The sequence below is a fragment of the Mesorhizobium sp. M0923 genome (genome assembly GCF_040319365.1).
Lineage (GTDB): Bacteria > Pseudomonadota > Alphaproteobacteria > Rhizobiales > Rhizobiaceae > Mesorhizobium.
Genome location: NZ_JAMYNW010000004.1, coordinates 210,400 through 229,161 on the forward strand (window position 1 = coordinate 210,400; position 18,762 = coordinate 229,161).

General features: G+C 63.5%; 15 protein-coding genes and 1 tRNA gene. 5 read left to right on the forward strand and 11 right to left on the reverse strand.

The window, feature by feature from the left end:
* Positions 1 to 35 precede the first annotated feature (35 nt).
* The 5 genes from NKH89_RS09075 to NKH89_RS09095 all read right to left on the reverse strand — a co-directional run bounded on the left by NKH89_RS09075 (position 36) and on the right by NKH89_RS09095 (position 7,127).
* Positions 36 to 1,175, reverse strand: a complete 1,140-nt coding sequence (locus NKH89_RS09075) for an ABC transporter permease (protein WP_352640535.1) — start codon at positions 1,173 to 1,175, stop codon at positions 36 to 38.
* Positions 1,175 to 2,269, reverse strand: coding sequence for a microcin C ABC transporter permease YejB (locus NKH89_RS09080; protein ID WP_023717841.1), 1,095 nt, complete (start codon positions 2,267 to 2,269; stop codon positions 1,175 to 1,177). Before NKH89_RS09080 ends, NKH89_RS09075 begins: the two co-directional genes overlap by 1 nt.
* Positions 2,270 to 2,548: 279 nt before the next feature.
* Entirely contained in the window at positions 2,549 to 4,417 is a 1,869-nt protein-coding gene (locus tag NKH89_RS09085) for an extracellular solute-binding protein (protein WP_352590819.1), read from the reverse strand.
* The gene (locus NKH89_RS09090) at positions 4,417 to 6,300 is read right to left on the reverse strand and encodes an extracellular solute-binding protein (protein ID WP_352716756.1); all 1,884 of its coding nucleotides are present in this window, start codon (positions 6,298 to 6,300) and stop codon (positions 4,417 to 4,419) included. Before NKH89_RS09090 ends, NKH89_RS09085 begins: the two co-directional genes overlap by 1 nt.
* A gap of 173 nt (positions 6,301 to 6,473) precedes the next feature.
* Positions 6,474 to 7,127: a c-type cytochrome gene (locus tag NKH89_RS09095; protein ID WP_352483264.1), complete on the reverse strand. Its 654-nt coding sequence runs from the start codon at positions 7,125 to 7,127 to the stop codon at positions 6,474 to 6,476.
* A gap of 192 nt (positions 7,128 to 7,319) precedes the next feature.
* Between NKH89_RS09095 and NKH89_RS09100 the strand changes: the two genes are divergently transcribed.
* Both NKH89_RS09100 and NKH89_RS09105 read left to right on the forward strand, forming a co-directional pair.
* Positions 7,320 to 8,048, forward strand: a complete 729-nt coding sequence (locus NKH89_RS09100; protein ID WP_023717846.1) for a 3-deoxy-manno-octulosonate cytidylyltransferase — start codon at positions 7,320 to 7,322, stop codon at positions 8,046 to 8,048.
* A 33-nt stretch (positions 8,049 to 8,081) separates the two neighbouring features.
* Positions 8,082 to 8,945 carry a prephenate dehydratase gene (locus NKH89_RS09105; protein ID WP_352483265.1) on the forward strand — a complete coding sequence of 288 codons (864 nt, stop codon included), beginning with the start codon at positions 8,082 to 8,084 and terminating at the stop codon, positions 8,943 to 8,945.
* 7 nt (positions 8,946 to 8,952) lie between these two features.
* Here the strand turns inward: NKH89_RS09105 and NKH89_RS09110 are convergent, their stop codons facing one another.
* A complete protein-coding gene (locus NKH89_RS09110; RefSeq protein ID WP_352908621.1) occupies positions 8,953 to 9,309 on the reverse strand; it encodes a hypothetical protein in 357 nt (118 codons plus the stop codon).
* A gap of 54 nt (positions 9,310 to 9,363) precedes the next feature.
* Positions 9,364 to 10,308: a class I SAM-dependent methyltransferase gene (locus NKH89_RS09115; protein WP_352483267.1), complete on the reverse strand. Its 945-nt coding sequence runs from the start codon at positions 10,306 to 10,308 to the stop codon at positions 9,364 to 9,366.
* Between the two features lie 108 nt (positions 10,309 to 10,416).
* Here NKH89_RS09115 and NKH89_RS09120 point away from each other — a divergent pair, with 108 nt between their 5' ends.
* Positions 10,417 to 11,427 carry a ligase-associated DNA damage response exonuclease gene (locus NKH89_RS09120; protein ID WP_352483268.1) on the forward strand — a complete coding sequence of 337 codons (1,011 nt, stop codon included), beginning with the start codon at positions 10,417 to 10,419 and terminating at the stop codon, positions 11,425 to 11,427.
* 226 nt (positions 11,428 to 11,653) lie between these two features.
* The gene (locus NKH89_RS09125; protein ID WP_352548794.1) at positions 11,654 to 13,255 is read left to right on the forward strand and encodes a cisplatin damage response ATP-dependent DNA ligase; all 1,602 of its coding nucleotides are present in this window, start codon (positions 11,654 to 11,656) and stop codon (positions 13,253 to 13,255) included.
* A 1-nt stretch (position 13,256) separates the two neighbouring features.
* Here the strand turns inward: NKH89_RS09125 and NKH89_RS09130 are convergent, their stop codons facing one another.
* Positions 13,257 to 14,420: a hypothetical protein gene (locus NKH89_RS09130; RefSeq protein ID WP_352483270.1), complete on the reverse strand. Its 1,164-nt coding sequence runs from the start codon at positions 14,418 to 14,420 to the stop codon at positions 13,257 to 13,259.
* Between the two features lie 381 nt (positions 14,421 to 14,801).
* Between NKH89_RS09130 and NKH89_RS09135 the strand changes: the two genes are divergently transcribed.
* Positions 14,802 to 14,877 (forward strand) — tRNA-Thr (locus NKH89_RS09135).
* A 34-nt stretch (positions 14,878 to 14,911) separates the two neighbouring features.
* Here NKH89_RS09135 and NKH89_RS09140 read toward each other — a convergent pair.
* The 3 genes from NKH89_RS09140 to NKH89_RS09150 form a co-directional block, all read right to left on the reverse strand.
* The gene (locus tag NKH89_RS09140) at positions 14,912 to 15,538 is read right to left on the reverse strand and encodes a LysE family translocator (protein WP_352483271.1); all 627 of its coding nucleotides are present in this window, start codon (positions 15,536 to 15,538) and stop codon (positions 14,912 to 14,914) included.
* Between the two features lie 299 nt (positions 15,539 to 15,837).
* Positions 15,838 to 16,446: a helix-turn-helix transcriptional regulator gene (locus tag NKH89_RS09145; protein WP_352908622.1), complete on the reverse strand. Its 609-nt coding sequence runs from the start codon at positions 16,444 to 16,446 to the stop codon at positions 15,838 to 15,840.
* The gene (locus NKH89_RS09150; protein WP_352908623.1) at positions 16,443 to 18,521 is read right to left on the reverse strand and encodes an ATP-binding protein; all 2,079 of its coding nucleotides are present in this window, start codon (positions 18,519 to 18,521) and stop codon (positions 16,443 to 16,445) included. Before NKH89_RS09150 ends, NKH89_RS09145 begins: the two co-directional genes overlap by 4 nt.
* Positions 18,522 to 18,762 lie beyond the last annotated feature (241 nt).

Sequence of the window (18,762 nt, forward strand, 5' to 3'; positions counted from 1 at the left end):
GAATATAACATGCCGAATGCCAGCCCGCATCGCTCTCATCTGAACGTCTTGCGCGGATCGAAAGCGTCGCGGGTGGCCTCGCCGACGAAGACCAGCAGCGACAGCATCAGCGAGATGACGACGAAGCCGGAAATGCCGAGCCATGGCGCGTTGAGATTGCGCTGTGCCTGCTTCAACAACTCGCCGAGCGAGGCGGAGCCGGGCGGCAGGCCGAAGCCGAGATAGTCGAGCGAGGTCAGCGTCGAAATCGAGCCGCTAAGCAGGAAGGGCAAGAAGGTCAGAGTCGCCACCATGGCATTGGGCAGCAGATGCCGGAACATGATGGTGATATTGGACACGCCGAGCGCGCGCGCCGCATTGACATATTCGAAATTGCGGGCGCGCAGGAATTCGGCCCTTACCACGCCGACCAGTGCCACCCAGGAAAACAGCAGCATCAATCCGAGCAGGATGAAGAAGCCGGGCGGCAGGATGGCGGCGACGATCAAGAGCAGATACAGCACCGGGATCGCCGACCAGATCTCGATGAAGCGCTGGAACAGAAGGTCGGTCCAGCCGCCGAAATAGCCCTGCAGAGCGCCGGCCGCCACGCCGATCAGCGCCGAGCCGGCAGTCAGAACCAGGCCAAACAGCACCGAGATCCTGAAGCCGTAGATGACGCGCGCCAGCACGTCGCGGGCCTGGTCATCGGTGCCCAGCCAGTTCCAGTTGCCGACGTTGCAGTTGGGGTCTGCCTCGCCTTTCGGATACTGGTTGCAGCGCGTCTTCTTGTCGTAGAGCCAGGATGGCTTGGTCGGTGCTGCTTCGGGAATAGCGTTGTTGACGGTCTGATAGGAGTAGCGCACCGGCGGCCAGATCATCCAGCCATTGGCGTTGATCTCGTCCTGGATGACCGGGTCGCGGTAGTCGGTGACCGCATAGAAGCCGCCGAACTTCTCCTCGGGATAGGCGACCAGGACCGGAAACAGGATCTCGCCCTTGTAGGAGGCGATGATCGGCTTGTCGTTGGCGATCAGTTCGGAAACCAGCGACAGCACGAACAGGAACAGGAAAATCCACAACGACCAGTAGCCGCGCCGGTTGGACTTGAAGTTCTGCAGGCGGCGCTGGTTGAGCGGCGACAGAAAGGGCCGCGCGATCCGAGGCGGCGCCGTTTCGGCTGTGGCCTGCGCCATCAGACGTCTCTCCGCTCGAAGTCGATGCGCGGATCGACCCAGGTATAGATCAGATCGGACAGCAGCCCGACGAACAGGCCAAGCAGCGAGAAGATGTAGAGATTGGCGAAGACCACCGGATAATCGCGCTGCACCACCGAGTTGAAGCCGAGCAGGCCGAGGCCGTCGAGCGAAAAGATGTTCTCGATCAGCAGCGAGCCGGTGAAGAAGGCCGAGATGAAGGCGCCGGGAAAACCGGCAATGACGATCAGCATGGCGTTGCGGAAGACGTGGCCGTAGAGCACCTGCCGCTCCGACAGGCCCTTGGCGCGGGCGGTGACCACATATTGTTTGCGGATTTCCTCGAGGAAGGAATTCTTGGTCAAAAGCGTCGTCGTGGCGAAGGCCGACAGCACCAGCGCCGTCAGCGGCAGGGTCATGTGCCAGAAATAGTCGACGATCCTGGCCGGCCACGACAGCTGGTCCCAATTGTCGGAGGTGAGGCCGCGCAGCGGAAACCAGTCCCAGAACGAGCCGCCGGCAAACAGCACCATCAGCAATATGCCGAACAGGAAGCCTGGAATGGCGTAACCGACGATGACGACGCCGCTGGTCCAGACGTCGAAGGTGGAGCCGTCCTTGACCGCCTTGCGGATGCCGAGCGGGATCGAAATCAGATAGGACAAAAGCGTGATCCACAGCCCGATCGAGATCGACACCGGCATCTTTTCCAGGATCAAGTCGAGCACCGAAATGTCGCGGAAGTAGCTGTCGCCGAAATCGAAGCGGAGATAGTTCCACAGCATCATGCCAAAGCGCTCGAGCGGCGGCTTGTCGAAGCCGAACTGCTTCTCCAGCTTCTTGATGAATTCCGGATCGAGCCCTTGCGCGCCGCGGTATTTCGAGCCGACGTCGCCGGCCACATCGAAATTGGCGCCGCCGGCATCACCGCCGCCGCCACCGAGGCGATCGCTGCCGCCCTGGTTGGTCAGCCTGGCAATGACCTGCTCGACCGGCCCGCCAGGCGCGAACTGGATGACGGCGAAGGACACCGCCATGATGCCGAACAAGGTCGGGATCATCAGCAGCATGCGGCGCAGTATATAGGCGCCCATCAGTTTTTACCCTCCTTAGGGAGGACCACTGTGGCTGGGGGTGCCCCCGAGGCAATCGCTTCAGGCCAATTGTCGACGCCGGCGCCGCCTCTCATTGTCCTGCCGGACATTTCTCCCCGTATAGTGACGGGGAGAAAGGGGCTGGCCGTAGTCTCGGCGCTTTTGTTGCCATGTTTGTGGTTGGCGAAATCCTCGATGAAAGCCCCCCTCTCCCCGTCGCTATACGGGGAGAGGATGCCGGCAGGCAGGTGAGGGGCGGCGCCAACGCCCGCAAGAAATTCAGCCTTTGCCAATCTTTGCCGCCTTGTCCCTGTCAAACCACCACAGCGCTTCCATCGCGAAGCCGTAGTCGGGTTTCGTTTCGTCGAAACCGAACATGTCCCAGAAGGCCACGCGGTGATTCGCCGAATACCAACTAGGAATCCAGTCCATGCGCGCGCGCAAGACCCGATCCAGCGAACGCAGCACTGTCGTCAGTTCCTGACGGTTTTTGACGCGGTCTATCGCCTCGACAAGCATGTCGATCGCCGGGTCTGCCGTGCCGGACAGATTGCGCGATCCCTGCAGGTTGGCCGAGCGTGAATGGAAGATGCCGTCCATTCCCTCCCGTGTTGGCGTCGGCGAGAACAGCACCGCCATCGCTATCATGTCGAAATCGAAGCTCGCCTGCCTGGCTTGGTGCTGTGCCGACTCGACCAGGCGGATTGAGGCGTCGAAGCCGATGGCCTTCAAATTCTCCGCCCACGGCCCATAGATGCGCACCAAACCTTCGTCGTCAGCAAGGATTTCTAACCTGAAAGTTTCGCCGGCGGCATTCTGGAAAAATTGACCGGACCGTTTCCATCCCGCGTCAGCCATCAGCTTTTGCGATGCGCGCAGCAATTTCCGGTCACGGCCGCTGCCGTCGGATGGGGGCAGAGCATAGACTTCGCCGAAGACTTCAGGCGCAAGCTTGTCGCGAAGCGGCTCCAGCAGCGTCAGTTCGTCAGGAGACGGTACGCCGGTGGCTTTGAATTCCGATCGTTCGAAATTGGATTGCGAACGATCATAGAGGCCGTAGAACAGCGATTTGTTGGTCCATTCGAAATCGAAGCACAACGCAATTGCGCGGCGCACGCGCATATCCCGAAACCGTTCGCGCCGTTGGTTCATGGCTGTCGCGTACATTAACGGGCGCTTTTCGGAAGGAAACTCGCGTTTAACCACCTTGCCTGCGGTGAGCGCCGGAAAATCGTAGCCGGTAGCCCATACGCGCGACGTTGCCTCTTCGCGGAAATGGACTTCGCCCTTCTTGAAAGCCTCGAAAGCCGCCTGACGGTCGCCATAGAACTCTATGCGCAGCTTGTCGAAATGGAACTGTCCTTTATTGACCGGCAGGCCGCGGCCCCAATAGTCCACGACGCGCTCGAACTCGATTGTCTGTCCCGGACGCACCAACCCGACCTTGTAAGGGCCGGATCCGAGCGGCGCCTTCATGCGGGAGCTGTCAAACGGGGCGATCGCGAAATATGCCTTGGAGAGGATCGGGAACGTTGCGACATCCAGGATGGTACGTTCCGATTGCTTGCCCGAAAAGGTCAATCTCAGCGTTCCAGTATCGGCGGCGACGGCTTGGGTCATCTCACGGAGCGGCAGCGAGAGATCGGGATGGCCCTGATTCTTGAAAAGGGTGAACGTATATGCGGCATCCTCTGCGGTCAGCGGCGAGCCGTCATGCCAGCGCGCCTGCGGGCGCAGGGCGAACTCGAACATGTTGCGGTCCGCCGAGATCGTCACGCTTTCAGCCAGCAGTCCATAGATGGAATCCGGCTCGTCCTGTGCGCCGGTCATGAGCGAATCGAAACACATTTCCATGCGCGGCGGGGCGTCACCCTTGGGCACGAAGCTGTTCAGCGTGTTGAAGGTGTAGGGATTCTGGTTGAACACCCATTGCGAGGGGCCGAAATTAAAGGTGCCGCCCTTGGGCGCGTCGACATTCACATAGTCGAAATGCTTGAAATCCGGCGCGTATTTGAGATCGCCGAAGGCCGACAGGCCGTGCAGTTTCACGCCGGTCGGGGTCGTGGCGAAAGCCCGGCCGGGCAGCCATGCAGCTGCCGCGGCGGCACCGCCCAGGGCGAGGAAGTCGCGACGGGGCAGCACCGTCATCAATTGCCACTCTTGTATTTGGCCGCCAGCGCCTTTTCCTTGACCGGATCGATCCACCAGGAATTCTGGTCGACGCCGCTATAGGCGGGCTGCTTTTCCGGCATACCGAACTTGTTCCAATAGGCGAGCCAGACCACGGCGCGGTAATATTGCGGCACGACGTAGAAGTTCCACAACAGCACCCGGTCGAGCGCATGGGTGGCGGCAACGAGATCGTCGCGGTCGGTGGCATAGATGATCCGGTCGACCAGCGCATCGACGACCGGATTCTTGATGCCGGCGTAATTGCGCGATCCCGGCGAATCGGCGGCCTTGGAGCTCCAGAAATCGCGCTGTTCATTACCGGGAGAGTCCGACTGGCCGAGTATCGAAGTGACCACGTCAAAGTCGAAATGGGTGACGCGGTTGATATACTGGGTCTGATCGATCAGGCGCAGCGTCGCATCGACGCCGATTTTGCGCAGATTGGCGATGTACGGGCTGGCGATGACCTGGTCGGTGTCGTTCCAGCCGAGGATTTCGAATTTGAACGGTTCGCCGGTCTTGGCGTTGACCATCTTGCCGCCCTTGATCACCCAGCCTGCCTTGGCGAACAGATCGACCGCGGTCTTCAGGTATTTGCGCTCCGCCTGCGGGCTGTCGTAGACCGGCAGCTTGAATTCCTGGGTGAAGACCTCGGGCGGCAGCTTGTCACGGTACTGCTCCAGGATTTCGAGTTCCTTGCCTTGCGGCAGGCCGCTCGACGCCAGTTCCGTGCCCTGGAAATAGCTGCTGGTGCGGGTATTGGAACCGAAGAACAGGGTCCGGTTCATCGTCTCGAAGTCGAACGGGTACATCAAGGCGGCGCGCACCAGGCGATCTTGGAACAGCGGGCGCCTGGTGTTGAGCATGAAGGCCTGCATCGGTTCGGGCGACGCGGTCTTGAATTCCTTCTTGATGACGTCGCCGGCCTGGACTGCCGGGAAATTATAGGCCGTGTTCCAGCGCCTCGAACTGTTCTCCGGCTTGATGTCGTCCAAGCCGCCCTTGGTGAAGGCCTGCCAGGCGGCATTGTCGTCGAGAAAATAGGTGAAACGCTGGCTGTCGGAATTCTCGCGGCCGATCTTCACCGGCAGCTTGGCCGCCCAGTAGTCGGGCACGCGCTGCCAGACGATTTCCGAGCCCGGCTTGAAGCTGGCGATCTTGTAGGCGGCCGAGCCGAGTGGCGGCTCCAACGTCGATTTGGTGACGTCGCGCTTCTTGCCATTGGCGTCGGTACCTTCCCACCAGTGCTTGGGCAATACGACGAGATCGCCGAGAATCTTGGGCAGTTCGCGGTTGCCCTTCTGGTTGAAATGGAACTCGACCTCGCGGTCGGAGATGGCGACCGCGTCGGTGACGTTTTCGAAATAGCGGCTATATTGCGGGCTGTTGGCCTTCAGCACCTGGAACGACCAGATCACGTCGTCGGTGGTGATCGGCTGGCCGTCATGCCATTTCGCCCGCGGGTCGAGCCGGTAGGTCGCTGAGGAATAGTCGGCCGGATATTTGTAGGCGTCGGCGATCAGCGGATGGCTGGTGCTGCCCTCGTCGGTCGCCTGCTCCATCAGCGTGTCGTAGAGCAGGCCGCCGCCGAACTGCGCGAAGCCGGCAGCCGGCGACCCCTGCACGATGTAGGGATTGAAGCTGTCGAACGTACCAAGCACCACGGAATTCAGCGTGCCGCCCTTGGGTGCATCCGGATTGATGTAATCGTAGTGCTGGAAGTTGTCGCCATATTTGGATTCGCCGATCAGCGACGAGGTCGTGCGCCATTCGTCCGCGAGGGCCGCCTGCAGGCCGCCGGCAAAAGCAGCCAGCATAAGCACCGATTTCAGAAGCGTCCGCGCTCGGCCAACCGTCATGCGTTCTCCTCTTCGCGATATAGCGCCGTCACCATAGCGTCTGGGCCCAATCTAGATCATTTGGCGGCGCTGAAAACCGCAACGGAGCGGCTTTGTCGTCGCATATGCATTTTTCCTAACGAAAAAGCCGGGCTGAACCCGGCTTTTTCAAGGATTATGTCATTACAGTTTTGTTATTTTGCGGGTGCAGCCGGAGCGGCTGGCGCCGCGCCTTCTGCCGGCTTGGCAGGGGCTGCACCTTCGGCCGGCTTGGCGGGCGCGTTCTCGGCCGAGGCGCCGGGCGCCGGCAGCGGCTTCGGATTGTCCGACAGCGTGCGCAGATAGGCGATGACGTTGGCGCGGTCCTCATCCTTCGGCAGGCCGGCGAAACCCATCGCCGTGCCCTTCACGAACTTCTTCGGCGAGGTGATGAAGTGGTTGAGGTTGTCGTAGGTCCACTTCTCGCTGCCGCCCTTAGAGAACTCCTTCATGCCGGCAGAATAGGCAAAGCCCTCATGCTCGGCGACCGGACGGTCGATGATGTCCCACAGATCGGGGCCCACCTTGTTGGGGCCGCCCTTTTCGCCGGAATGACAGGCCTGGCATTTCTTGAAGACGGCGGCGCCCGCTTCGGCGTTGGCGGTGGTCAGCAGCTCGGCGATCGGCTTGGCCTCCGCGGCGGGAGCGGCCGGGCCGCCTTCGGCAGGCTCGGTCGCCTCGATGGCAAAGCCGGGCTTTTCCGGCGCCGGCGAGGCAAACAGCGCGTCGGACACGATGCCAACGGAAAAGACAATGAACACCGTGCCGAGGAAAGCGGCGAGCAGCTTGTTGACTTCGTTGGAATCCATACGCCCCAGGCTCCCTTTTCCGGCGGACCGATCCGTCCACTCCGTCCGTCGGTATCGTGAACCACCCTGCGAGGCGGTCAAATCGCGCGGAAACTAGGTCTTTTGCTCCGGCGTTGCAACACCTATAAGGGCGCTGCCAGTGAGACCTTTTGCCACTTTTGTCCTCCTCTTTTTCGAGCCCCTGCCCGCCTCATGTCCACCCTCATCCTGATCCCGGCCCGCATGGCCTCGACCCGCCTGCCGGGCAAGCCGCTGGCCAACATCGCCGGCACTCCGATGATCGTCCACGTCGCCCGCCGTGCTGCCGAGGCCGGCCTCGGCCGGGTCGTCGTCGCCACCGATACGCAAAGCGTTGCGGAGGCGGTGCGCGCGCATGATTTCGAGGCGGTGATGACGCGGGCGGACCACGAAACCGGCTCCGACCGCATCTTCGAAGCGCTGACCATTCTCGACCCTGGCAACAGCGTCGAGACCATCGTCAATGTGCAGGGCGATCTGCCGACCATCGAGCCCCTTGTTATCGGCGCCGCGCTTAAGCCTTTCGAGAACGCAGCGGTCGACATCGCCACGCTCTGCGTCGAGATCGTCCGCGACGAGGAAAAGACCAATCCGAACGTCGTCAAGCTGGTCGGCTCGCCACTCTCGGCGACGCGGCTCAGGGCGCTCTATTTCACCCGCGCCACCGCCCCCTGGGGCGAAGGCCCGCTCTACCATCATATCGGCCTCTATGCCTATCGCCGCGCCGCACTCGAACGCTTCGTTGCGCTGAGGCCGTCGCCGCTGGAGCGCCGCGAGCGGCTGGAGCAGTTGCGGGCGCTCGAGGCCGGCATGCGCATTGATGCGGAGATCGTGCAGTCGGTGCCGCTTGGCGTCGATACGCCGGACGATCTCGAACGCGCCAGGGCGCTCCTTTCCAACTAAGAAATTCTTCCCCCAATTCCCGAGACTCTTTGCATGCCTGAAAAGACCAACAAAATATCCTTCCAGGGCGAGCCGGGCGCCAATTCCGACACCGCCTGCCGCAACATGTTCCCGTCGATGGAGCCGTTGCCGTGCCCGACCTTTGAGGACGCCTTCAACGCCGTCGAGACCGGCAAGGCCGATCTGGCCATGATCCCGATCGAGAACACCATTGCCGGCCGCGTCGCCGACATCCATCACCTCTTGCCGGAATCGAAGCTGCACATCATCGGCGAATATTTCCTGCCGATCCACTTCCAGCTCATGGTGCTGCCCGGCGTCAGGCGCGACGAGATCCGGACCGTGCACAGCCACATCCACGCGCTCGGCCAATGCCGCAAATACATCCGCAAGAACGGCTGGAAGGCGACGGTTGCCGGCGACACGGCGGGCGCCGCCAAGATGGTCGCCGCGATGAAGGACCGCACCATGGCCGCGCTGGCGCCGGCGCTGGCCTCGACGCTCTACGGGCTCGACATCATCGAGGAGAATGTCGAGGACACCGACAGCAACGTCACCCGTTTCGTCGTGCTGACCAAGAACAAGCAATGGGCCGAACGCCCCTCGGCCGACGCCAAGATGATGACGACCTTCATCTTCCGCGTCCGCAACGTGCCTGCCGCGCTCTACAAGGCGATGGGCGGCTTCGCCACCAACGGCATCAACATGACCAAGCTGGAAAGCTACCAGCTCGGCGCGTTTACGGCGACGCTGTTCTACGCCGACATAGAGGGCCATCCCGACGACCCGCTGGTGAAGCTGGCGCTCGACGAGCTCGCCTTCTTCTCGCGCGAAATGCGCATTCTCGGCGTCTACCCCGCCAGTGCCTCGCGCGAGCAATGGAAGGTGGCGGATTAGGGTCCGGTCAGGTCAGGCTGAGCTTGTTCTGCTTGGCCGGCTTGCCGCATTCGCGGCGGCTGATCGACCGGTTCATGGCGTCGATCTTGCCGCTTGCCTGGTCGGCGTCACGTTTGGCTTTTGAGCGCATGTCCGGCGTGAACGGGCCGAAGCCCGTCGCCGGGTTGGAGAAGGACGGCTTGGCGTCCACCGGCAAATGATATTGCTGCGCCAGGCCGTTTCGTTGCGCCAGCAATTGGTCGCAAGGCACCTTGTCATATAGCAGCGAGGACTGGACGTTTTCGTCCTGCCGTTCGGACATCGAATTGCCGACGCAGCCGGCCATCGCCAAGCAAGATGCCAAGACCATCATGTTCCAGCGCATGAACGTGCTCCTTGTCTTTCGCAGCTGCCACTCTCCTGTGCAGCGGCAGGAGTCTTAGCCAGATTTTACGCTGCCGGAAAGCAAGCTTGCCAGTACGGCAAGCCCTTCGACCGGTTCGCGGCGATCCTGCCGGATAATCGTTGCCTGCAGCGACAGGACCGAAAAGCCGTTGGCGTCCAGAACCCGCTCTACATAGCTTTGCGAATGCGCATAGCGGCGCGACGGCTGCAAGGCGAAATCGCCGCTGCCAGATAGGTCGCCGCCGGAGAGCGTCTCGACGGAGAACGCAAACAGACCGCCGCCGGCAAGCATTCCGGCAATCTTGGTCACCACCTTGTCGAGTGCGCCGAGATAGATGAACACATCTGCCGCCGTCACCAGATCGGCTTTCGGGCCTGAATAGCAAAAATCCTGCAGGTCCGTCTTGACGAGCAGATCGTAGACGCCTTTGGCGCGCGCCTGCCTCAGCATGCCGGCCGAGATGTCGTAACCCTCCAGCCGATCGGCGATCGGCCGCAGTCTCTGGCCCATGAGGCCGGTGCCGCAGCCGAGATCGAGCACCAGCGAAAACCGGCCCGGCCGTGCTGCCCGGATGGCTCGGTCGAGACATTCGGGCAGACGATAGCCTAGCCTGTCGACCAGCTCACCCTCGAAGCTTCCGGCATAGTGGTCGTACAGCGTCTCGACAAAGGCGCTGGGCGGCGCCTGGGCGGCCGCTGCCTTGCCGATCAATTGCAGCTTGAGCACCGCGCCGAGCCTGTCCGCCGGGTCCAGCCGCAGTGCCGTCGTCCAGGCCTGCGCGGCGAGATCGGGCGCGCCCGCCGCCTCCTGCATCTCACCGAGGCGGAACCAGCCGGCCGGCCATTGCGGCGCCAGTTCGAGCGCGCCGAGCAGCAATTCCGACGCTGCCGCATGATCGCCGGACGCATGGAGCATTTCGGCATAGTCGGCGCGGCGGTCGGCGGTCGGATCGCCGGACGAAGTCTGGAGCGGTTTCATGGCGATCAGGTTCCGCCGGTGTTTTGCGGCCGGCCTGCGCTCTATGCTGGAGTCAGCAGTGACTTACAACAGGCTTCCCGCGCCGGAATTAGCGCCTATCTTGGGGCCATGCGCGCCAGCGACCTGCTTCATCCCCGGCCGGAAGGGCTGTATTGCCCGCCCGGCGATTTCTTCATCGACCCGGTGCGGCCGGTCAACCGGGCGCTGATCACACATGGCCATTCCGACCATGCCCGCCCCGGCCACCGCTCGGTGATGGCGACGCAGCAGACGCTCGACATCATGGGGCTGCGCTACGGCGAAGATTTTGCCGGAACGACGCAAGCCGCCGTGCTCGGCGAGACGATCACGCTCGACGGCGTCACCGTCAGCTTTCACCCGGCTGGCCATGTGCTGGGCTCGGCGCAGATCAAGGTCGCGCATCAGGGCACATGCATCGTCGCGTCCGGCGACTATAAGCGCCAGAAGGACGCGACCTGCGAGCCGTTCGAGCCACTCAAATGCGACGTCTTCATCACCGAGGCGACGTTCGGCCTGCCGGTGTTCCGCCATCCGCCCGATAGCGAAGAGATCGCCCGGTTGCTGAAATCGACCGAGCAGTTTCCCGAACGCACGCATCTGGTCGGCGCCTATGCGCTTGGCAAGGCGCAGCGCGTCATGCGCCTGCTGCGCGATGCCGGCTACGAAAAGCCGATCTACATCCATGGCGCGCTGGCCAAGCTCAGCGAGTATTTCCAGAGCCAGGACATCGATCTCGGCACACTGGAACCGGCGACCGTCGAGAGCGGCGCGAAAAGCGACTTTGCCGGCGCCATCGTCGTCGGCCCGCCATCCGCGTTCGCCGATCGCTGGGCGCGGCGTTTTCCCGATCCGATGTCGTGCTTCGCCTCAGGCTGGATGCGCATCCGCCAGCGCGCCAAACAGGGCGGCGTCGAGCTGCCGCTGATCATCTCCGATCACTCCGACTGGGACGAGCTGACAGCGACGATCAAGGAGACCGGCGCCGAGGAAATCTGGGTGACGCATGGCCGCGAGGAGGCGCTGGTGCGCTGGTGCGAACTCGAAGGCATCGCCGCCAGGCCGCTGCATCTGGTTGGCTATGAGGACGAGGGCGATTGATGGTGGAAATCGCCGGTATGGCGTTCTGTCGCGCCCCCCTCTGGCCTGCCGGCCATCTCCCCCACGAGGGGGGAGATCGGCAGCTTTGGCGCCGCGCTCGTTCCCTCAACGCTGGAGATTGGCGAAACCAGTGGCGACATCCAATCTCCCCCCTCGTGGGGGAGATGTCCGGCAGGACAGAGGGGGGCGCGAAGGATCGCAAGCTTCCCCCGTTGGCGCTCCTCCCATGAACCGCTTCGCCGAGCTTCTCGACCGGCTGGTGCTGACGCCGTCGCGCAACGGCAAGCTGACGCTTTTGACCGATTATTTCCGCAGCGTCGAGGATCCTGACCGCGGGCTGGCGCTGGCGGCCATCACCGGCGATCTGTCCATCGCCGCGGTCAAGCCGGCGATGCTGCGCACGCTGGTCGTCGAGCGCATGGATCCGGTGCTGTTCGGCTATTCCTACGACTATGTCGGCGACCTGGCCGAGACCGTGTCGCTGGTCTGGCCGCAAGCGCCGGTCGACATTGCGAACCACGAGCCGACGCTGGCCGAAGTGGTGGCGAAGCTGCAGGCGGCGAGCCGTTCGGACGGGCCTCAGGTGCTGGCCCGGCTGCTCGACAGCGCCAGCACTTCGGCGCGCTTTGCCATCATAAAGCTGGTCACCGGCGGCCTGCGCATCGGCGTCTCGGCGCGGCTGGCCAAGCAGGCGCTCGCTGATTTCGGCAGGGTCGAAATCGCCGAAATCGAGGAACTCTGGCACGGCCTGACGCCGCCCTATATCGCGCTGTTCGCCTGGCTGGAGGGTAAAGCGGAAAAACCCAGGAAGACGGCGCTGGCGCTGTTCAGGCCGGTGATGCTGTCGAATGCCGTCGGTGACGGCGACCTCGAAAAGCTCGACCCGGCCGACTACGCGGCCGAATGGAAATGGGACGGCATCCGCGTCCAGGCGGTTTGCGAAGGCGGCATTCGCCGGCTCTATTCGCGCACCGGTGACGATGTCTCCGGCGCCTTTCCCGATCTTGCTGAGGCGATGGATTTTTCCGGCGCCCTCGACGGCGAGCTTTTGGTCGGAGACCCCAGGCAGGCGACGGGCACGTTCTCGGACCTGCAGCAGCGGCTGAACCGCAAGAGCGTGTCACCCAAGATCCAGCAGCAATACCCGGCCTTCATGCGCTGCTACGATGCGCTGCAGATCGGCGACGAGGATGTGCGCGGACTTCCCTTCCGCGAACGGCGCGGCCGGCTCGAGGCCTTTGTGAGGACACTCGATCCGAGCCGCTTCGATCTGTCGCCGCTGGTCGAATTCACCAACTGGCAGGCGCTGGAGGAATTGCGCCGCAAGCCGCTGCATCCGGTCATCGAAGGCGTCATGCTGAAGCGCTGGGATTCGCCTTATGTGGCCGGGCGGCCGAAGGGCCCCTGGTTCAAATGGAAGCGCGATCCGCACACGGTCGACGCCGTACTGATGTATGCCCAGCGCGGCCACGGCAAGCGCTCGAGCTTCTATTCCGATTATACATTCGGCGTCTGGTCCGGGCCGGAAGGATCGGAAGAGCTGGTGCCGGTGGGAAAAGCCTATTTCGGCTTCACCGACGAAGAACTGAGGCAGATCGACAAATATGTCCGCGACAACACGATCGAGCGCTTTGGCCCGGTGCGCTCAGTGCGTGCCGACCGCAGACAAGGCCTCGTACTGGAGGTGGCATTCGAAGGGCTCAACCGCTCGACGCGGCACAAATCGGGCGTCGCCATGCGCTTCCCCCGCATTTCACGATTGCGCTGGGACAAGCCGGCGGCCGAAGCCGACCGCATCGAGACGCTGCAGGCGCTGCTCGACAGTTAACTTAAGGAAGGACTGAAACGCGGATCTCGTAGATGTCGACCGACTTGCCCTGCTTGTCGAAGTCGGAATTGATGGCGATGGTGCCGGCAGCGCCCGGACGCTTGTCGGGAAGGCGCACGTCGAACAGATATTCATTGCGCTCGCGACCGACCGCATAGCGCTTGCGGCCACAGTCGCCGAGTTCGCCGAAATTGCAGTCGACGGAAATCTGCGTCTCCTGCCCCTCCTCGGAGCGTGCGATGATGTCGAATGTGGCATGCTTGCCGGCGATCCTCTCCAGCACGCCTTGCCCGACGTCGAAGCTGATGGCCGAGCCGGATGCGCCCGAGCGGATGCGCAGGAAGGAACCGCTTTCGTCCTGGACAACGTCGGCCTTGGCGTCCGACGGCGCATTGACCTGCGTCGGGTCGCCCGGCGAAAACACGTTGATCCAGTCGCGCGCCTGGTCCTCCTCGCCCTGCTTTGGCGGCGAAGCGGTGTCATCCGGCGTGAAATCGTCGCCGTCGACCGTTGGCGGCACTTCCGGCGGCGCCGTGTCGAGTTCGGTTGCCGATTTGAAGACGCCGGTCTGGTTGGCGAAATAAAGGCCGATGCCGGCGGCTGCGAGCAGCGTCACACCGAGGAAGATCGCGGTCAAAGGCAGGCGCCGCCGCCTCGCCCGCCGGTCGTCGCGGTCGGGCGTCACTTCCGCATCGTCGGTTTCGACGTCGGCTTCGGTCGGAGCCGAGGCCCCCATGTCGATCACCGGCACTTCGGCAACAGGTGCATCGGGCATGATGTCGGGGACGACCGGCAGGACGCGCGACCGGGGCGCATCGGATTCGGGCGGCTGCGCCGGACCGTCAACGACGACATCGGACGACGGCACGGGCTCGGCTTCGGTTTCGGTTTCAGCTGGAGGCTCCACCGCCGGTGCTGTCTCCAAACTGTCGGTCGGCGCGGCGACATCGGGAACCGCCGGCAGGAATTCCGATTCGATTTCGGTGATCTTGGCCTGGACCGCCTTGCGGCGCTTGATGGCGACCTCCACGGTGACGTTTGGATTGGCCTGCAGGGCACGGTCGAGTGCCGCGAAAGCCGATCGATAGACCCGCTCGCGAAACGCCCGGTCGTCGGCATTGCCTTTCTCGAAGGCATTGCGGATCGCTTTTTCGATCGCGTCCAAGCAAATTCCCTCTGCAATTTCATTCACATTGTCATGATCGTTAGCCGCAGGCGACCAATCAATCAACAAGCGAGCGGCCGCATTCTGCCTTGCCGAGGGGTGCAAAGCTCATTTCGGCGGTTTTCGGTAAAGGAATCAACATTTTTCGCTGCTTTTCCGGTCACGACGCCAACGTGGCGGTCGCGCGGCCTGCTGGTGCGGCATCGCGCGACCTAGGCGGATCGGCGCGGCTGCTGCCCTTGCGCCCGGCCTCGGACCGATACGAATTGCCAAGCCTCGTCCTTGAATTCGCTGCTGCCATCTTGAATTCAACGCTACCATCTTGAATTAAACGCTGGTTGCGTCTATCACCCAGCCGATCTTGGAAGCACGGCTTCCCGGGCCGCTTTAGCTCAGTTGGTAGAGCACATCATTCGTAATGATGGGGTCAGGTGTTCGAGTCACCTAAGCGGCACCAAACGATTTACCCGCGCGCCTCCTTCAACCAGCGCTCAGCCGAGTGGAAAGGCCGACGCCGCCGAGACGAGGGCGAGCATTGCCAGCACGACCCCCGCCGCCCGGCAGATGACCCGATGATGCCGCATCGCGGCAGCGCGCACGACCGGACGCGAAAGGGCGACGGCCAGAAATCCGTACCAGCCAATGTCGATGATGGCGACGATGGCCGCGACCATCAGCATCTCGTTCGAATTCCGGATCGGCAGCATCAGCCCCATGAAGGCGACGGCAAAGAAAGTGGCGGTTTCAGGCGAGAGAATGCTGATGAGAAACCCGCCGGCAAACAATCCGGCCTGTCGTCTCTGAGGCTCGTCGCCGACGGCCGGCGGCGCCGTTCTGGCGATGCGCAGGGCCATCCAGCCAAGGACCGCCGCACCAGCGATCTTGACCGCCGGCACCGACAGCGACCCGGAAAGATGAACGGCGCCCAATGCCACCAGGACCGCCAGCACGGCGGTTCCGGCGCCGATCCCGGCCACGAGCGGAACCGTCCTGCCAAAGCCGTGTAGGGAGGCAAGGCTGCCGGTCGCGAGCCCGATCGGGCCTGGCGTGATCATGATCACCGTATATGCCGCCAGGAATTGCAGCATGGCCGTCGACGGCAGAAGCGAATTTGACATTGCAGCCTCCCGTTTGTGGCGTCGATCACAGAGCGGCGAGGAATTCCGTCGCGCCCCAGCCGCCGGACGCCGGCGGCGGTTCCCCGCACCGCCGCCGTTGCCCGCCTTCTCCCCCGGATCGTGAAGGCGTCGTGGTGTTGGGAGGTCCATCCACGCTGCGAGCAGAAGCCTACGCGGAGCGGCGGGCATGCAAATCGGTACCGCCACCCATTTTTAGGCGGTCGATTTCCCAGTTTTCGCGGAGATTTCGCTGCGGGAACTACCCAGAGCCTGTTCCATCCCGACAGAATCAGCTGGAATCATGGTCCCGTCTGGTGCGGTTCCAACGGATGGGTGCCCGTCAGGAGCCACGGCTCGCCGCGCAGCCGCAGGAGGATTTCCATACGGTTTGCGGCGTTGAGCTTGCCGAGCAGCGAGGAGACGTGATGCTCGATCGTGCGGGGCGAGCGCGACAAATGTCGCGCGACTTCCTTGTTGCTGATGCCCTGGGCGATCAGGGCGAGCACCTTCTGCTCGTGCTGTGTCAGGCCGAGCGGATGGCGACGGGCCGCCGCATAGGGTCCGCGCTGCACCTTCGGCAGCAGGCCTGACAGGCCCTGACGCTGCGCGAGCTTGCGCGCCAGCGCTGCGGCCGCGGGCGCGTCGATCTCGTCCAGCATCGCCACGGCGCGAGCGAGCGCCGTTCCGGCATCCGCCCCACGAACCTGCATGAGGGCAAGTGCTGCCTCGTAGGGCAGCGAGAAACGCGTCCACTCCGCCGCGGCGGCCTGCGGGTCGCCGACAAGCTCGGCGGACCAGGGCGACGGTATGGGCGCCGATAGCGCCGGCAGCGATCCGGGCATTCCGCATCGACGCCACCAGACCGACAATTCGCCAAGGTCCCTGGGGCGGAAATTGTCGAGGTTCATGGCCGCAGCTCGGTAAGCTGCGCGTGGCCGGCGCCGATATCCTCGGCAAGCCAGGCCGCCTCCGTCAGCGCCAGGCGAACCGGGACGATACGCTGCGGCTCGCCGGTCGTCTGCCCCTCCGCAAAGGCCCGCTGCAAAAGGTCGACGCCGTCGGTCTCGCCCAGCCTTACGCGGACCGTGCCAAGCACGGTGAGCGCCGGCAAGTGCATCACCATCGGCAGGCGCTCCACATTCATGACGCCCTGAGCGATGGTTGCGGCCTCGCGAAACCGGCCCTGTTCCATGCAAAGCTGCGCCTGCCGGCCGAGCAGGTATTGCGCCGCCGAATCGAGGTCGTGCCTGGTGCAGAATGCGATGCCTTCGGCCAGCAGCCGCTCCGCCAGCTCGAAGTCCTTGGCCACCACCGCGCATTCCGCAAAGTTCGTATAGGCCCGCGCCGCATGGTCGTGGAGCCCGTGCTCGAGCGCCAGGGCAAGGCTTTCCTCCAGCCGCTCACGGCCGCCGGGACGGTCGGCGAACATGAGCGCGGTGCCGACATTGTTGAGGGCGTGAACGCGCGTCTCGACCTCACCCAGCCGATCGGCCAGGCTGATCGCGCGCTCGCCCCATTCGATCGCCTCGTCGAAACGATAGTGCAGCATGTGGAGCTGCGAGCGTGTGCTGTAGGCCATTGCCACTTCGGGACCCGGCGGCAGCCTTTCCACTTCATGCACGGCCTGGTCCGCATACTCTTCCGCCTGCGGGCCTTCGCCGCGCCGCCAGTGCAGCCGCGACAGCCAGCGCAAATTGAGCCCTATCTTGTCGACCCGGTCCAGCTGCCGCCAGATGGCGATGGCGCGATGCCGGGCCTCGATGATGGCATCATAGACAAGCAGTGCCAGGCCGGCCTCGTAGGCCCAGTCCTCGTGCAACTGCGCGGCCAGTTCCGGCGGGGCTTGGTCGACATATCTGAGTGCGGTCGCCAGATGCGAGGCCGCCTCCCGGTGCGCGCCCAGGCGGGCGGCCTGCCGGGCGGCGAGCGGCGCGAGTTCGAGCACGCGTTCGCCATTGTCGGCGCCGCCGGCGTGATGGACGCGGCGCGAAAGCAGAGCGCTTGCCTGCGACGCCGGAACTTCAGAGAGTGCCGCTTCGACCTTGGAATGGAGCGAGCGTTGCAGAGAGAGGGAGAGCCGGTCGAGCGTCGCCTCCCTGGCAAGCTCGTGGCGAAATGTCAGCGCGCCCTGATCGTCCCGCCGCAGCAATCCACGGTCGACGCATCGATCCACCAGCGCTTCGGTCTCGTCCCCGAGAAGGGCCCGGATCAGCCACGGCTCAACGCTGCCCGGCATGATGCTCATGACCTCCAGCACGTCGCGCTCTCCAGGCGTCAGGCGCGACAGGCGGGACCACACCGCGTCGCGTATGGAATCGGGCACGCGCGCCGATTCGGTCTCGCTGCTGGACAGGAGCTCGGTAACGAAGAAGGGATTGCCCTCAGTAATGCGGTAAAGCCCGTCGGCGGAACGGCCGGCCTGTTCGGCCAGCATCGTAACCGCCTGGGGAGACAGCGGTTTAAGCGTCACGCGGCGTACGGAGGCGGCGGGAAGATCGCCGAGCACGTGGGTCAGCGGGTGATCGGCGTTCAAGTCCTCTCTGCGCATGCTGAGCACCAGCATGGTGCGGAGCAGGGAGACGCGGCGACCGAGATATCTTACGAGGTCGAGCGTCGCATTATCCGCCCAATGCATGTCCTCGAAGATGAGCACGGTCGTGCCCTTGGCGCGCTGCAGCGCGTTCAGCAATGCCGGGAAAAGCCGCTCCGGGGCTGCGGTCTCCTCAAGCAGCGCTGCCACGCGCGGGTCGAGCAAGTGCGCCATGTCCTGGAGAGGGCCCAATGGACGCGGCGTGAAGAGCGCCTCGCACCAGCCCCACAGCACCCGGCAGTCCCGGTCGGCGTTTTCCGCGAATTCGCGCAGCAGAGAGGTCTTGCCTAGGCCCGCCTCGCCATGCACCAGCACGGTCCCACCATGTCCGGCAGCAGCTCTCTCGGCCGCGGCCAACAAAGCTCCAAGTGGGTCCTCTCGCTCAAGCAGCATCAAACCCGCGCCTCCAGAATATTGAAGGTACAACAGTAGGCAATGAGTGCAACACGCTCATTTCACATGACCTCACATGACCGCGGCGATTTGGCAAATCACCCCTGGGAAGCGGGCGTTATTTTGTCCCGGAGCCGATATGTTTGCTGCTGCCATAGGCATGAAGACTACAAAACAGGCAGACAACCAAGGCGGCGACAAGACCTAGCGAAGCGGGCTGGATAGCCTCACGTCCGTGATG

Bases quoted from the DNA above. Each gene is read 5' to 3' on its own strand.
- NKH89_RS09075 (WP_352640535.1), bottom strand. From the start codon at position 1,175: ATGGCGCAGGCCACAGCCGAAACGGCGCCGCCTCGGATCGCGCGGCCC.
- NKH89_RS09105 (WP_352483265.1), top strand. From the start codon at position 8,082: ATGCCTGAAAAGACCAACAAAATATCCTTCCAGGGCGAGCCGGGCGCC.
- NKH89_RS09080 (WP_023717841.1), bottom strand. From the start codon at position 2,269: ATGGGCGCCTATATACTGCGCCGCATGCTGCTGATGATCCCGACCTTG.
- NKH89_RS09090 (WP_352716756.1), bottom strand. From the start codon at position 6,300: ATGACGGTTGGCCGAGCGCGGACGCTTCTGAAATCGGTGCTTATGCTG.
- NKH89_RS09085 (WP_352590819.1), bottom strand. From the start codon at position 4,417: ATGACGGTGCTGCCCCGTCGCGACTTCCTCGCCCTGGGCGGTGCCGCC.
- NKH89_RS09125 (WP_352548794.1), top strand. From the start codon at position 11,654: ATGAACCGCTTCGCCGAGCTTCTCGACCGGCTGGTGCTGACGCCGTCG.
- NKH89_RS09100 (WP_023717846.1), top strand. From the start codon at position 7,320: ATGTCCACCCTCATCCTGATCCCGGCCCGCATGGCCTCGACCCGCCTG.
- NKH89_RS09150 (WP_352908623.1), bottom strand. From the start codon at position 18,521: ATGCTGCTTGAGCGAGAGGACCCACTTGGAGCTTTGTTGGCCGCGGCC.
- NKH89_RS09140 (WP_352483271.1), bottom strand. From the start codon at position 15,538: ATGTCAAATTCGCTTCTGCCGTCGACGGCCATGCTGCAATTCCTGGCG.
- NKH89_RS09115 (WP_352483267.1), bottom strand. From the start codon at position 10,308: ATGAAACCGCTCCAGACTTCGTCCGGCGATCCGACCGCCGACCGCCGC.
- NKH89_RS09145 (WP_352908622.1), bottom strand. From the start codon at position 16,446: ATGAACCTCGACAATTTCCGCCCCAGGGACCTTGGCGAATTGTCGGTC.
- NKH89_RS09095 (WP_352483264.1), bottom strand. From the start codon at position 7,127: ATGGATTCCAACGAAGTCAACAAGCTGCTCGCCGCTTTCCTCGGCACG.
- NKH89_RS09120 (WP_352483268.1), top strand. From the start codon at position 10,417: ATGCGCGCCAGCGACCTGCTTCATCCCCGGCCGGAAGGGCTGTATTGC.
- NKH89_RS09110 (WP_352908621.1), bottom strand. From the start codon at position 9,309: ATGCGCTGGAACATGATGGTCTTGGCATCTTGCTTGGCGATGGCCGGC.